Genomic DNA, 15,492 nt, shown 5'->3' on the forward strand with positions numbered 1-15,492 from the left:
GCCTAGTCCCCCGCCGAGGGGTGCTCGTCCGGTGGCTCCTCGACGACCTGCGGATCCCGGGTGAGGAGTCGTTCGAGCTCCGCCCGGCCGGGCAGGCTGCGCGGCCGGACCGTCTCCCCGGTGCGGACGTACAGGAAGGCGGCGTCCACCGACTCCGGCGGCACGCCCTGGCGCTCGGCCCACGCGAGCCGGTAGATGGCGAGCTGCAACGGGTCGGCGTTCTGCCGGTGGCCGGTCTTCCAGTCGACGATCTCGTACGTCGTCCCGTCGCCGTCGTCCTTCGTGTAGACGGCGTCGATGCGGCCGCGGACGACGCGGCCCGCGATGGCCAGCTGGAAGGGGAGTTCCACCCGGTGCGGGGTGCGGTGGGCGTACGGCGTGCGTTCGAAGGCTTCCTTGAGTGCTTCCAGGTCGCGCTCGTCGGCGATCTCCGCGTCGCTCCCGGGCAGCTCGTCCGGGTCGATCATGGGCAGCCGCAGCTCCTCGAAGCGGGACTCGACCCAGGCGTGGAAGCGGGTGCCGCGGCGGGCCGCCGGCTGGGGCGGGCTGGGCATGGGCCGGACCAGCTCCTGGGCGAAGCCGTCGGGGTCGGCGGCGATCCGCATCAGCTGGTAGGCGGTGAGCGTCTGCGGCAGGGGTACCTCGCGCACCGACGCGCGGGCGCGCATCAGCTCCCCGGCAAGGGCGTCCAGGTCTCGGTCCCAGGAGGCGATGGCGCGGGCCTCCTCCGGGGTGAGCTCGGGCTCGGGGGCGTGCGCGGGGTGCGGGACCGCGAGGGTGTGCGGCTGGGGTACGCGCGCGTGCTGCGCTGTTTCCGGGTGCGGGTGCTCGGCTGCGTCCGGGGGTGGGGCCGGGTCCGGGTCCGGGGCGTGCGTCCGTGGGGTTGCGGGCCGGTGTGCTGCGGGGTGCGGGACCCGGGGGCGCTCGGTGGGCAGGCTCTCCCAGTCGTCCGGGAGGTCCTCGTCCGGGACCGGGGGTTCGTCCTCGCCGAGGGCGTCGTCGTCCGGCGGGGGCGGCCAGTCGGGGTCCTCGAAGGGGGGCTCGTCGGGGACGGCGGGGTGGCTGCGGGTGTGGGCGCGGGCCTGTTCGGGGTCCGTGGCCCGCGCCAGGTGGGCGAGGACGGTGTCGGCCGCCGCGCGGCGCCGGGCGAGGGAGACCTCGTCGAGCGGGAGCGGCCAGGCCTGCTCGGCGGCCGCTTCCTGGAGGGCCGGGTTCTCCTCGTCGTCGGCCGGTTCGTCCGCCCAGACCTCGATGTCGCCGTGGCCGGCCGCGCAGTGCTCGTACAGCGCCCGGAGGAAGTCGGAGGGGCCGCGCTTCTTCTTCTGGGTGGGGCCCCACCAGTGTCCGGAGCCGAGCAGCAGGCGGCGCGGGCGCGTGAAGGTGACGTAGCCGAGGCGCAGTTCCTCGGTGTGCTGGTGGTCCTTCATGTCGGCCTGAAAGGCCTTCATGCCGCGCGAGTCCCATGTCTCGATGTCGGGCAGCGTGGCGGCGTCGCCGCGCAGGGCGTGCGGCAGGACCTTGCCCTGGGCGGTCCACTTCTCCCGGCCCTGGGTGCTCGGGAAGGTGCCGGTCACGAGTCCGGGGACGGCGACGACGTCCCATTCGAGGCCCTTGGACTTGTGGGCGGTGAGCACCTTCACGGTGTTCTCGCCGCCCGGCAGCGCGTTGTCCAGGCCCTTCTCGTACTGGGCGGCGGTCCGCAGGAAGGCGAGGAAGGCCAGCAGGGTCGCCGTGCCGTCGTGGGCCGCGAAGGAGGCGGCGACGTCCAGGAAGTTGGACAGCGTCTCGCGGCGGCGGGCGGCCAGCGCGTGCGGGGACGCCGAGAGCTCGACCTCCAGGCCGGTGACCGCGAGTACCCGGTGCAGCACGTCCATGAGCGGATCGGACAGCGAGCGGCGAAGGTCGCGCAGTTCGGCGGCGAGGCGGGCGAAGCGCACGCGCGCGTCCGGTGAGAACGGCAGCCCGTCGTCGTCGCCGTCGGCCCCCGCGGAGGTCTCCAGGAACGTGTCGAGCGCGTCCGCCAGCGATATCACCTCGGACGGGTCGACGCCTTCGACGGCCTCGGCGAGGCGCCGGTCCGGATCGTCTCCGTCGCTCCCGCGCGCGTGGGAGACCAGCAGGCGGGCCCGGCGGCCGAGGAGCGCCAGGTCGCGGGCGCCGATGCGCCAGCGCGGCCCGGTCAGGACGCGCACCAGGGCGGCATTGGCGCCGGGGTCCTGGAGCACGTCGCACACGGAGACCAGGTCGGCGATCTCCGGGAGGTGCAGCAGGCCGGAGAGCCCGACCACTTCGACGGGGATGTCACGGGCGACAAGGGCGCCCTGGATCTCGGCGAAGTCGGTCGCGGTGCGGCACAGGACGGCGATCTCGCCGGGCGGCGTGCCGGTGCCGACGAGGTGGGCGAGGGAGTCCGCGAGCCAGTCGATCTCCTCGCCGTGGGTGCGCAGCAGGGCGCAGCGCACGAGCCCGTCGCGCTCGGCGCCGGGAGCGGGCCGCAGCGCCTCCACGCCCGCGTGCATCGCGCGCAGCGGCTCCGCCAGGCCGTTGGCGAGGTCGAGCAGCCGGCCGCCGCTGCGGCGGTTCTCACTGAGTGCGAAACGGGTGGCCGGGCGGCCGTCCGCGTACGCGAAGTGCTCGGGGAAGTCGTCGAGGTTGGCGACGGAGGCGCCGCGCCATCCGTAGATCGCCTGGCAGGGGTCGCCCACGGCGGTGACGGCGTGCCCGGTGCCGCCGCCGAACAGGCCCGCGAGCAGGATCCGCTGGGCGACGGAGGTGTCCTGGTACTCGTCGAGCAGGACGACCCGGAACTCGTCGCGGAGGATCTCGCCGACCTCGGCGCGGGTGTCGGCGAGGGTGGCGGACAGGGCGATCTGGTCGCCGAAGTCGAGGACGTCCCGGGTGCGCTTGGCGGCGCGGTAGTGGGCCACCAGCTCGGCCAGCTCCAGCCGGGCGGCGGCGGCCTCGGGCACCTTGCGCAGATCGGCGTTGGTGAGCTTGGCGCCTTCCAGGGTGTGCAGCAGCTCCTGGTCGTACGCGCGCAGCCTGCTCGGCGGGACGAGGTGTTCCGCCAGCTCGCCGTCGAGGGTGAGGAGGTCGCTGACCAGGTCGGCGAAGGAGCGGGTGAGCGCCGGATAGGGGCCCGGTGCCTCGCGCAGCACGCGCGCGGCGAGCTGGAAGCGGGTGGCGTCGGCCAGCAGCCGGGTCGTCGGTTCGAGGCCGATGCGCAGGCCGTGGTCGGTCAGCAGCCGGCCGGCGAAGGCGTGGTAGGTGGAGATCACGGGCTCGCCGGGAGGGTGGTCCGGGTCGATGGCGTCGGGGTCGGTGACGCCCGCCCTGACGAGGGCCTTGCGGACGCGCTCGGCCAGCTCGCCCGCCGCCTTGTTGGTGAACGTGAGGCCGAGCACCTGCTCGGGCGCGACCTGTCCGGTGCCCACCAGCCAGACCACGCGGGCGGCCATCACCGTCGTCTTGCCGGAGCCGGCTCCGGCCACGATCACCTGCGGGGCGGGCGGCGCGGTGATGCAGGCCATCTGCTCCGGGGTGAAGGGGATGCCCAGCAGCTCCTTGAGCCGCTCGGGGTCGGTGAGGCGTGTGGTCACCTCATCGAGGCTAACCGGCACCACTGACAGCACCGGCCCGTTCCGGCGCGGCGGAGGCGTACGTCACTCCACGACGTGCCGGCCCTCGGGTCGCGCGCTGCACGAGGCCCGGAAGGCACAGTGCGTGCAGTGCTGGCCGGTGGTCGGCGCGAACCGCTCGTCGAGGACCTTGCCGGCCGCGGTGGCGAGGAGGTCGCCGATCCACTCCCCCGGTCGGCCCGCCTCCCCCGGTTCAGCCGGTCCGTCTGATTCAGCGGATCCGCCCGGTTCGGCCGAGTCGTCCGGCCGGCCCGACCCGTCCTCGGTGCCCAGGGGGCCTTGCGCCTGCACCTTGGGAAGCGTCTCCCCGCCGTCCTTCTTGGCGGCGCCCTGGCGCAACTGCACCAGTTCGGCGCCGCCGGGGTGCGGGCGCGCCCCGAACTGCTCGTCGACGGCTCCCTCGGTGACCGCGAGCTGGTAGACGGCGAGCTGGGGGTGGCGGGCGACGTCGGCGGCGCTCGGGGCCTGCTTGCCGGTCTTGAAGTCGACCACGTACGCGCGGCCCTCGGCGTCCCGCTCGACGCGGTCCATGGAGCCGCGGATGCGCACTTCGTAGGAGCCCGCCTCCAGCGTCACGTCGAAGTCGTGCTCGCTGGCGACGGGGGTGCGCCCACCGCGGTCCATGACGTGCCACTGGAGGAAGCGCTCCAGCGCCACGCGCGCGTGCTCCTTCTCCTGCGCCGACTTCCAGGGCGCGTCGAAGGCGAGGGCGTCCCACACCGAGTCGAGGCGTTCCATGAGGACGGCCAGGTCGGCGGGGGTGCGGCCGGAGGCGACCTCGTCGGCCAGGACGTGCACGACGTTGCCGAACCCCTGGGCCGCGGTGGCGGGGGCGTCGGCCTTGACCTCGCGGCCCAGGAACCACTGCAACGCGCAGGTGTTGGCGAGCTGGTCGAGGGCGCTGCCGGAGAGCACGACGGGCTTGTCGCGGTCGCGCAGCGGGACCTTGCTCTCGGTCGGCTCGTACATGCCCCACCAGCGGTAGGGGTGGGCGGACGGCACCAGGGGCCTGCCGTCGTCGTCGCTGAGCGCGGCGAGCCGGGCCAGGCGGCGGGCGGCGGCCTCGCGCAGCGCATCGGACACGCGCGGGTCGACGGTCGTGGCGCGCAGCTCGGCGACCAGCGCGGCCACGGACAGGGGGCGGCGCGGGCGGCCCGCGACGTCCTGCGGCTCCACACCGAGTTCGGTGAGGAACCGCGAGGGCTGGTCCCCGTCGTCGGCGGGTGCCTTCACCGCGGTGACGACCAGCCGTTCCCGCGCGCGCGTGGCGGCCACGTAGAACAGTCGGCGCTCCTCGGCGAGCAGCGCGCCGGGAGTGAGCGGTTCGGCGAGTCCGTCGCGTCCGATGCGGTCGGCTTCGAGGAGGGAGCCGCGGCGGCGCAGGTCGGGCCACAGCCCTTCCTGGACGCCCGCGACGACCACGAGCCGCCATTCCAGGCCCTTGGAGCGGTGCGCGGTCATCAGCCGGACGGCATCGGGGCGCACGGTGCGGCCGGCGAGGGTGTCGGCGGCGATGTCCTGGGCCTCGATCTCCTCCAGGAAGTTGCGCGCGCCGCGGCCGCCCGTGCGCTCCTCCGCACGCGAGGCGACGGCGAACAGCGCGCACACGGCGTCCAGGTCACGGTCGGCGTTGCGGCCCGCCGCGCCGCCGCGGCGGGCCGACCGCTCCAGGCGCTGCGGCCAGGGCGTGCCGTTCCACAGCTCCCAGAGGGCCTCTTCCGCGGTGCCTCCGTCGGCGAGCTTCGCGCGGGCCCGCGCGAGCAGTGCACCCAGGCGCTGCGCACCGCGCGCGTACGCCGGATCGTGCGCGGCGAGCCGCTCGGGCTCCGCGAGCGCTCGCGCGAGCAGGTCGTCCGAGGGCGGCGGCAGGTGGTTGCCGCCGGCGCGCTCCTCCTCGCGCAGGGCGCGCCCGAGACGGCGCAGGTCGGCGGCGTCCATGCCGCCCAGCGGCGAACAGAGCAGGGTGAGCGCGGTCTCGGTGTCCAGCCGACGGACGCCCTCGCCCTCGCTCTCCCCGTCGCCGTCCCCGGCCGCGTCGCTGTCCCCGTCCGCGGCCTCCGTGGCCTCGACGGCCTCCGCAGCCTCCGCGGCCTGCTGCGCCCCGGTCGCCGCGGGGCTCTGTGCGATCGCCTTCAGGGCGGTCAGCAGCGGCATCACCGCGGGTTCGTGGCGCAGCGGCAGGTCGTCGCCGTCTATGTCCACCGGGACACCGGCCGCCGTGAGCGCGCGCCGGATGGCCGGGATGCCGCGCGCGCCCGCGCGCACCAGTACGGCCATGTCGCCCCACGGGACGCCGTCCTCCAGGTGCGCGCGGCGCAGGATGTCCGCGATGTTGTCCAGCTCGGCGCCGGACGTCGGGTAGGTGTAGACCTCGGCCCGGCCGCCGTCGCGCACGGGTGCGAGGTCGCGGTGGGCGCGCACCTTGTCCGCGGGCAGCCGGGTCAGCGGCATCCGCTGGGTGACGCGCCGGGTGGCGTCCAGGAGGCGGGCTCCCGAGCGGCGGGACGTGGTCAGGACCTCGACCGGCGCGGGGGCGCCGGTCGGCCGCGGAAAGGCGTCCGGGAAGTCCAGGATGCCGTTGACGTCCGCGCCGCGGAACGCGTAGATCGACTGGTCGGGGTCGCCGAACGCGACCAGGGTGCGGCCGCCCCCGGCGAGGGCCTGGAGCAGCCGGACCTGGGCCGGGTCGGTGTCCTGGTACTCGTCGACGAACACGGCGTCGTACTGGGCGGCGAGCTGTTCGGCGACCTCGGTGCGGTGGGCGAGCAGGACCGCGCGCTGCACCAGTTCCGCGTAGTCGAGCACGCCCTGCATGTCGAGGACGTCCAGGTACTCGGCCAGGAAGGTGGCGGCAGCGCCCCAGTCCGGGCGGCCGATGCGCCGGGCGAAGGAGTGCAGGGCCGCGGGTCCGAGGCCCAGCTCGCGGCTGCGGGCGAGCACCGCGCGCACCTCGTCGGCGAACCCGCGCGTGGTGAGACAGGCGCGCAGTTCGTCCGGCCAGCGCACGTGGCCGAGCCCGGCCCGCTCCAGGTCGATCTGGCCCGCGAGCAGCTCGCGCACGGTGACGTCCTGCTCGGGGCCGGACAGCAGGCGCAGGGGCTCGGCGAAGAGGTCGGCGTCCTGGTGGGCGCGGACCAGGGCGTAGCAGAACGAGTGGAACGTGGTCGCCTGCGGGGCGCGGGCCGCTCCGATGCGCAGGCCCATGCGGTCGCGCAGTTCGACGGCGGCCTTGCGGCTGAACGTGAGCACCAGGACCCGCGCCGGTTCGAGGCCCTGGGAGATGCGGGCCGCGACGCTCTCCACGAGCGTGGTGGTCTTGCCGGTGCCCGGTCCCGCCAGGACCAGCAACGGGCCTCGTGCGTGGTCAACCACCGCACGCTGACGTGCGTCCAGACGAGGGGGGTCCACGGGCGCCGGCGGGGTACGTACCAGTCGGTACGCGCCGGGCATCCCCTGTCGGGCCTGGTGGCGCGACAGGTGGCGGGTGGACGAAGAGGAGCTCACGTGGATCGCTGGTCCTGGTGGGTGTGCTGGTGGTCGGCGCGCCGTCCGCGCGAGGCGGTGGCGGCGGGGTGAGGGAGGTGTCTGCCATCGACGGTGCCGTCGACGCTACGCCGTCGAGTGTGGCGGAAGCCGGGCTTCCGACGCCTGTCCCGGAGCCCGTCCGGCGCGGGTGTGCGCAGTCTCACGAACGGACGCGGGTCCCCCGAAGTGCCCCGCGCGTCCCGTTTCCCCCGTACGGGCCACCGACACCCCGCCCGCGCGCGGGATGGCGGAAGCTGTCAATCGTGAGCTTCCGTACGGGTCTGCCCGTCCCACCGAGCGCGCTTCATGTCGACGCGCGGCAGGTGGCCCTCGGCGGCGCGGGACGCCTCACGCAGCGGGGTGCTCTCCTCCCGGTAGTGGTCGAACGCCCGCAGCTCGTGGCCGGGCAGCAGCGTCCCGTCGGCTCTGACCACGCGCCACCACGGCACGGCTCCTCCATAGAGGGCCATCACCCGCCCCACCTGCCGCGGCCCGCCCTCCTCCAGCCACTCGGCGACATCCCCGTACGTCATGACGCGCCCGGGCGGAATCAGCTCCGCCACTTCGAGCACCCGCTCCGCGTACGCGGGAAGTTCTCCTGCCGGCCCGCTCTCCTCGCTCATCCGGCCCATCCTGCCGTACGGCACCGACAACGCCCGGGGGACGCCGGGCGACGGCCCGGACGGATCCGCGGGAAGACGTCCGCCGGCGACTCCGCACCCCACGGATGCACCCTGATGCCCCCCTACGGCGATGGGACATGCCACCATCGTGCGGGCGGTGACTGGTGATACGAGATCAAGAAGAGACGACGGAGCAGAACGTGCACCCCGACAAGGCGGAGGGCACTTCTGTGGCATCGGCGCGCCCTGAGGAAACGGCCGAGAAGGCCGACGGGACCAAGCACGAGCAGCCGCTGCACGATCCGGACTGCGACAGCGCGGACGCGCACGCGGAGCGGGTCGAGGGCGACGAACCGTTGCTCCCCGCGCGCGTGCACCGTCCCTCCGACCTCATGCGCCTGCTCGCGGGGGTGCTCGCGGTGGTGGTCCTGCTGGCCATCGCCGCGTTCGCGCACGCCACGACGACGGGTTTCGCGCAGGACATCAACAAGGGCACCGAACAGGCGCCCGACCTGCTGACGAAGTTCGCCGGGTTCGCGTCGAGCATCGCGATCCTGCTGGTGCCGGTGGCGTTCGCCATCGAGCGGCTCATCAAGCGTGACGGGCTGCGGATCGCCGACGGCGTGCTCGCCGCGGTCCTCGCCCACGGGGTGACGCTCGCGACGGACCTGTGGGTGGCCAAGGCCGCGCCCCAGTCCATCCAGGACGCGCTGACGAAGGTGTCCCCGAGCGACATCCACGCGCTCACCGACCCCGTGCACGGCTATCTGGCGCCCGTCATCGCCTACATGACGGCCGTGGGCATGTCCCGAAGACCACGCTGGCGTGTCGTGCTGTGGGTGGTCCTGCTGCTCGACGCTTTCACGATGCTGGTCACCGGCTACACCACACCGTTCTCGATCATCCTGACCATCCTCATCGGCTGGACGGTCGCCTACGGCACGCTGTACGCGGTCGGCTCCCCCAACGTGCGTCCCACAGGGCAGACGCTCCTCGCGGGCCTGCGGCACGTCGGCTTCCACCCCGTCAGCGCCGCCCGCGAAGAGGCCCACGAGGGCACCACGGAGAACGGCGACCGGGGCCGGCGCTACTTCGTCACCCTGGAGGACGGCCCACCCCTCGACGTCACCGTGGTCGACCGGGAACAGCAGGCACAGGGCTTCTTCTACCGGGTGTGGCGGCGGCTGACGCTGCGCGGCATCACCCAGCGACGCAGCCTGCAATCGCTGCGCCAGGCCCTGGAGCAGGAGGCGCTGCTCGCCTACGCGGCGATCTCCGCGGGGGCGAACGCCCCGAAGCTGATCGCCACGTCCGAGCTGGGCCCCGACGCCGTGATGCTCGTCTACGAGCACATCGGCGGGCGCTCCCTCGACGCGATCCCGGACGAGGAGATCACCGACGACCTGCTGCGCGACACCTGGCACCAGGTCCAGTCGCTCCAGTCGCGGCGGATCGCGCACCGGCGGCTCGCCGGTGACGCCATTCTGGTGGATCGTTCCGGCACGGTGATCCTCACGGACCTGCGCGGCGGCGAGATCGCCGCCGGTGAACTGGTACTGCGCATGGACATCGCGCAGCTCGTCACCACGCTCGGCCTGCGCGTCGGCGCCGAACGGGCGGTCGCCTCCGCCGTGGGCGTCCTCGGCCCGGACCCCGTCGCCGACTGCCTGCCGCTGCTCCAGCCGATCGCGCTCACCCGGACCACCAGGGCGACCCTGCGCCGCCTCGGACGCGAGCGCGCCCAGCGCGAGCGCGAGGCCGTCCTGGAGGCGTCCGACCGGGCCAAGCAGGCCCGCCTCGACGCCTCCGCCGACCCGGACGAGGCCGACGCCAGGAAGTCCGTACGGGCCGAGAAGAAGTCCGAGAAGAAGTCCGAGAAGGCGGAGCGCCAGGCCGAGAAGCGGGCCATGGACGACGCCCTGGACGAGGCCCGCGAGGAGGACCTGCTCACCCAGATCCGCCATCAGGTGCTGCTCATCCGGCCGCAGGCGCCCGTCGAACCGGCCCGCCTGGAACGCATCCGGCCGCGCACCCTGATCAGCTTCATCGCCGGTGCCATCGGCGCGTACTTCCTGCTGTCGCAGCTCACGCACATCGACTTCGGCGCCATCGTCGGCGAGGCCGAGTGGGGCTGGGTCGGGCTCGCGGTGGTCTTCTCCGCGCTCAGCTACGTGGCCGCGGCGATGAGCCTGCTGGGCTTCGTGCCGGAGCGGGTGCCCTTCATGCGGACCGTCGCGGCGCAGGTCGCGGGGTCGTTCGTGAAGATCGTGGCTCCCGCGGCGGTCGGCGGTGTGGCGCTCAACACCCGCTTCCTCCAGCGGGCGGGCGTCCGGCCCGGACTGGCGGTCGCGAGTGTCGGCGCCTCGCAGCTGTTCGGCATGTGCAGCCACATCCTGCTGCTGCTGACGTTCGGCTATCTGACGGGGACGGAGAAGACGCCATCCCTGTCGCCTTCGCGGACCGTCATCGCCGGTCTGCTGACCGTCGCGGTGCTCGTCCTGGTCGTGACGTCGATCCCCTTCCTGCGGAAATTCGTCGTCACGCGCGTGAGGTCGCTGTTCGCCGGTGTGGTGCCGCGCATGCTCGACGTGCTCCAGCGACCGCGGAAGCTGGTGACCGGCATCGGCGGCATGCTGCTCCTGACGGCCTGCTTCGTGATGTGCCTGGACGCCTCGATCCGCGCCTTCGGCGACGAGAACACGAGCCTGAGCCTGGCCAGCGTGGCGGTCGTCTTCCTGGCGGGCAACGCGCTCGGTTCGGCGGCGCCGACGCCGGGCGGCGTCGGCGCCGTCGAGGCGACGCTGACGGTCGGTCTGATCGCGATCGGCCTCCCGAAGGAAGTGGCCGCCCCCGCGGTGCTCCTGTACCGGCTGCTCACCCTGTGGCTGCCGGTCCTGCCCGGGTGGCTGTTCTTCAACCACCTGACCCGCAAGGGCGCCCTGTAGGCCGCCCGGCGCCGGGCACCCGCTCCGGCGCCGGCACCGCGGCCCGCCCGCCCCGAGGGCTCTCACCCGCACAGCCCGCTGCAAGAGCGCCCCGCAGCGGTCCGCCGCAGGATGGACGCATGCCCATTCCGTCCCGGCCCCGCGCCGCAGCCCTGGCCGTCACCGCCGCTCTGCTCTCCGCCTCGCTGGCCGCGTGCGGCGGCGACTCGCAGGACGACGCGGATCTGCCGTCCCAGAAGCTGAGCTGGAAGGACTGTCCGGTACCCGCGAACTCCGAGGGCGGCGGCGCCTCCCCGTCCCCGCTGCCGGGCGGCACGGACTGGCAGTGCGCCACCATGAAGGCGCCGCTCGACTGGAGCGACCCCAAGGGCGACACCATCGACGTCGCGCTGATCCGCGCCAGGTCCAGCGGCTCCGACGCCCGACGGATCGGCTCTCTGATCTTCAACTTCGGCGGCCCCGGCGGCTCGGGCGTCACCACCCTGCCGGCCTTCGGCTCCGACTACGAGAAGCTGCGCAGGCGCTACGACCTGGTCAGTTTCGACCCGCGCGGAGTGGGCCGCAGCGCCGGCGTGACCTGTGAGAGCGCCGACCGGCTCGACACATACTTCGAGCAGGACTCGACGCCCGACGACGCCGGGGAGCAGAAGGAACTCGTCGACAACATCAAGGAGTTCAACAGCGCCTGCGACAAGAAGTCCGGCAAGGTCCTCCCCCACCTCCGCACCACCGACGCGGCCCGCGACATGGACCTGATGCGCCAGGTGCTCGGTGACGACAAGCTGCACTACTTCGGCATCTCGTACGGCACCGAACTGGGCGGCGTGTACGCCCATCTGTTCCCCAAGAACGTCGGCCGCGCCGTGTTCGACGGCGTCGTCGACCCGACGCAGGACCCCGAGCAGAGCTCCCTCGGGCAGACCAGGGGCTTCCAGCTCGCCCTGGACAACTACGCGAAGGACTGCACGTCCAAGGCCGAGGACTGCCCGGTCGGCGACACCCCGCAGGACGTCAAGGACAAGATCGCCAAGCTGCTCGGCGAACTCGACGAGAAGCCGATCCCCGGTGTCTTCCCCCGCGAGCTGACGCAGACGGCGGCCACCAACGGGATCGCCCAGTCCCTCTACTCGAAGGACTTCTGGGAGTACCTCACCGAGGGCCTCCAGCAGGCGTACGACGGCGACGGCAAGATCCTCATGGCGCTGTCCGACTCGATGAACGGGCGCAACGAGAACGGCACGTACAGCAACATGCAGGCCGCCAACGTGGCGATCAACTGCGGCGACTACAAGCCCCGTTACTCGGCGAAGGACGTGGAGGCGAAGCTGCCCGAGTTCCGCAAGGCCTCTCCGCTGTTCGGTGACTATCTGGCCTGGGGCATGCTCGGCTGCACCGACTGGGCCGTCGACGGCGCGGCCGACCATCCCGACGTGGGCGCGTCCGGCTCCGCCCCGATCCTCGTCGTCGGCAACACCGGCGACCCCGCCACTCCGTACGAGGGCGCGAAGAAGATGGTCGACGCGTTGGGCGGCTCGGTGGGGGTCGAGCTGACCTACAAGGGTCAGGGGCACGGCGCGTACGACAGCGGCAACTCCTGTGTGCGCAGCGCGGTCGACGGCTATCTCCTCGACGGGAAGACCCCGGACGAGGGAACCGTCTGCTCGTGAGCGCCAGGTTGTCCACAGGCTGAATCTCGAGTTGTCCACAGGCTCAAGCGGTGGTCGGCGGGGCCTCCTACGATGGCCTGACCGCTCCTCGACCGGGGGCGGTCGACGGGGGAGGTGCCGATGGCGCCAGAGGTTTCGCGTGCTCGCGTACGCACACACACATGTCCGCGGAGGTCGTGGACGCCACGTACACGTCGGCGCTCCGGCGCGGGGACTGCGGTCCGGGCGGCCGGGCTGGTCACGGCCGCCCTGCTGACGGCCGGGCTGATCACCGGGTGCAGCGGTGCGGGCGACGACGGCACCGCACCGAAGCCGGTGGCGTCCTCGCCGACCCGGGCCAGCACGCGGTCCCCCGTCGCCACGCCCCGCGCCGACCCGCTGCCCGCGCTGCCGCGGGCCCTCACCGGCCAGCACCTGCGGTGGGGGCGCTGCGCGGGCACGGCGAACACACCCGCCCCGGGCGCGGACTGGCGGTGCGCCGCGCTCGAAGTACCGCTCGACTACGCCCGGCCGGCGGGGCGCACCATCGACCTCGCTCTCATCCGGGCGAGGTCCAGGGGCGGCGGGAAGCGCATCGGCTCGCTGCTGTTCGACTTCGGCGGGCCGGGTGCCTCCGGCGTCGATCTGTTGCCCGCCTTCGCTCCCCAGTACGGAAAGCTGCGGTCGCGCTACGACCTGGTGGGCTTCGATCCGCGCGGGGTCGGGGCGAGCCACGGGGTGCGCTGCCGCGACGACCGGGCGGTGCGGGCCGCCGAGGCCGTCGACGCCACTCCGGACACCGCGGCGGAGCGGTCGGCGTACTTCGAGGACGCCGCGGACTTCGGCAAGGGCTGCGAGAAGCAGGTAGGAGGGCTGCTCCGCCATGTGTCGACCACCGAGGCGGCCCGCGACATGGACCTGATGCGCCGGGTCCTGGGCGACGACAAGCTGCACTACATGGGCGTCTCGTACGGCACCGAACTGGGCGGCGTGTACGCCCACCTGTTCCCCGGCAGGGTCGGCCGGCTCGCCCTGGACGCGGTCGTCGACCCGACGGTGGGCACGGTGGGGCACTCCGAGAACCAGGCGCGCGGATTCCAGCGGGCGCTGGACGCCTACTTCACCTCCCGCGGCGCCGATCCGGAAGCGGGCTCGCGCGATGTCGCGGCACTGCTCAGGCGGCTGGACGCGAAGCCGCTGCCCACGACGGGCGGCCGGGAGCTGAACGAGTCGCTGGCGACGACCGGCATTCTCGTCACCCTGTACAGCGAGACCAGCTGGCCCGCACTCACCCGGGGGCTGCGGGCGGCGGAGCGGGGTGACGGCACGGCGCTGCTCGCTCTGGCCGACTCCTACAACGACCGTGACGCGCAGGGGCATTACGGCACGACGACCCACGCCCAGCGGGCGATCTCCTGCCGGGACGACAAGGAGCGTCCGACGGCGGCGGAGGCCACGTCCCTGCTGGCGAGGTTCCGGGCGATCTCGCCGGTCTTCGGGGTGGCCATGGCCTGGGACACGGCGGGCTGGTGCCACGACTGGCCGGTGCCGGGCCGGTGGGACGACCCCGATGTGAGCGCGCCGGGCGCGGCACCGGTGCTCGTCGTCGGCAACACGGGAGACCCGGCCACGCCCTACGAGGGCGCGCGCCGGATGGCGGACGAACTGGGCGAGGGGGTCGGTGTGGAGCTGACGTGGAAGGGCCAGGGGCACGGCGCGTACGGCTCGGGCAGCACCTGCGTCGACGCGGCGGTGGACGCGTATCTCCTGGAGGGGCGAATACCGCGCGACGGCACGGTGTGCTCCTGACGCGTGGTGTGTACGGCCCCGGCACGCCGGACGGGCCCCGCGCGTGGTGCGCGGGGCCCGTCCGGGATGGTCGCCTGCGAGCCGTGGCCCGGTGGTCCGGCTAGTAGATCGGCTTGTCCGGCTCGATCTGGTTGACCCAGCCGATGACGCCGCCGCCGACGTGCACGGCGTCGGAGAAGCCCGCGGACTTCAGCACGGCGAGGACTTCCGCACTGCGGACACCCGTCTTGCAGTGCAGGACGATCTTCTTGTCCTGCGGCAGGCCCTCGAGCGCGGTGCCCATGAGGAACTCGTTCTTGGGGATCAGCTTGGCGCCGGGGATCGAGACGATCTCGTACTCGTTCGGCTCGCGGACGTCGATGATCTCGATGTTCTCGTCGTCGTCGATCCACTCCTTGAGCTGCTTGGGAGTGATCGTGGAGCCGGCGGCGGCCTCCTGGGCCTCCTCCGACACGACGCCGCAGAAGGCCTCGTAGTCGATGAGCTCGGTGACCGTCGGGTTCTCGCCGCAGACCGCGCAGTCGGGGTCCTTGCGGACCTTCACCTGGCGGTACTGCATCTCCAGGGCGTCGTAGATCATCAGGCGGCCGACGAGCGGGTCGCCGACTCCGGCCAGGACCTTGATCGCCTCGGTGACCTGGATGGAGCCGATGGACGCGCACAGCACGCCCAGGACGCCGCCCTCGGCGCAGGAGGGGACCATGCCGGGGGGCGGGGGCTCCGGGTACAGGCAGCGGTAGCACGGCCCGTGCTCGGACCAGAAGACCGAGGCCTGGCCGTCGAAGCGGTAGATGGAACCCCACACGTAGGGCTTGTTGAGCAGCACGCAGGCGTCGTTGACGAGGTAGCGCGTCGCGAAGTTGTCCGTGCCGTCGACGATCAAGTCGTACTGGCTGAAGATGTCCATCACGTTGTCGGCCTCGAGCCGCTCTTCGTGGAGGATCACGTTCACGTACGGGTTGATGCCGAGGACGGAGTCCTTCGCGGAGGCGGCCTTCGAGCGGCCGATGTCGGCCTGGCTGTGGATGATCTGGCGCTGCAGGTTCGACTCGTCGACCTCGTCGAACTCCACGATGCCGAGCGTGCCGACGCCCGCCGCGGCGAGGTACATCAGCGCCGGCGATCCGAGGCCGCCGGCGCCCACACAGAGCACCTTCGCGTTCTTCAGCCGCTTCTGCCCGTCCATCCCGACGTCGGGGATGATCAGGTGGCGGGAGTACCGGCGGACCTCGTCGACGGTGAGCTCAGCAGCTGGCTCGACCAGGGGTGGCAGCGACACGGAGACCTCATTAATGCAGCTGGTCGG

General features: G+C 73.1%; 7 protein-coding genes. 3 read left to right on the forward strand and 4 right to left on the reverse strand.

Annotation, left to right across the window (positions count from 1 at the left end; translation table 11 throughout):
- Positions 1–2 precede the first annotated feature (2 nt).
- The 3 genes from ACIP5K_RS01055 to ACIP5K_RS01065 form a co-directional block, all read right to left on the reverse strand.
- The gene (locus ACIP5K_RS01055) at positions 3–3,599 is read right to left on the reverse strand and encodes a UvrD-helicase domain-containing protein (RefSeq protein WP_401403684.1); all 3,597 of its coding nucleotides are present in this window, start codon (positions 3,597–3,599) and stop codon (positions 3–5) included.
- 63 nt (positions 3,600–3,662) lie between these two features.
- A complete protein-coding gene (locus ACIP5K_RS01060; protein WP_401403687.1) occupies positions 3,663–7,142 on the reverse strand; it encodes an ATP-dependent helicase in 3,480 nt (1,159 codons plus the stop codon).
- A 278-nt stretch (positions 7,143–7,420) separates the two neighbouring features.
- A complete protein-coding gene (locus ACIP5K_RS01065) occupies positions 7,421–7,786 on the reverse strand; it encodes an MGMT family protein (protein WP_401403690.1) in 366 nt (121 codons plus the stop codon).
- Between the two features lie 200 nt (positions 7,787–7,986).
- Here ACIP5K_RS01065 and ACIP5K_RS01070 point away from each other — a divergent pair, with 200 nt between their 5' ends.
- The 3 genes from ACIP5K_RS01070 (at position 7,987) to ACIP5K_RS01080 (ending at position 14,186) form a co-directional block, all read left to right on the forward strand.
- Positions 7,987–10,731, forward strand: a complete 2,745-nt coding sequence (locus ACIP5K_RS01070) for a lysylphosphatidylglycerol synthase domain-containing protein (RefSeq protein WP_401403693.1) — start codon at positions 7,987–7,989, stop codon at positions 10,729–10,731.
- A gap of 119 nt (positions 10,732–10,850) precedes the next feature.
- Positions 10,851–12,398 carry an alpha/beta hydrolase gene (locus ACIP5K_RS01075; protein ID WP_401403695.1) on the forward strand — a complete coding sequence of 516 codons (1,548 nt, stop codon included), beginning with the start codon at positions 10,851–10,853 and terminating at the stop codon, positions 12,396–12,398.
- A 120-nt stretch (positions 12,399–12,518) separates the two neighbouring features.
- Entirely contained in the window at positions 12,519–14,186 is a 1,668-nt protein-coding gene (locus tag ACIP5K_RS01080) for an alpha/beta hydrolase (RefSeq protein ID WP_401403698.1), read from the forward strand.
- Positions 14,187–14,286: 100 nt separating this feature from the next.
- Here the strand turns inward: ACIP5K_RS01080 and moeZ are convergent, their stop codons facing one another.
- The gene (gene moeZ / locus ACIP5K_RS01085; RefSeq protein WP_401403701.1) at positions 14,287–15,465 is read right to left on the reverse strand and encodes an adenylyltransferase/sulfurtransferase MoeZ; all 1,179 of its coding nucleotides are present in this window, start codon (positions 15,463–15,465) and stop codon (positions 14,287–14,289) included.
- Between the last annotated feature and the right edge of the window lie 27 nt (positions 15,466–15,492).

Source organism: Streptomyces sp. NPDC088785 (assembly GCF_044750685.1).
Taxonomy (GTDB): Bacteria; Actinomycetota; Actinomycetes; order Streptomycetales; family Streptomycetaceae; genus Streptomyces.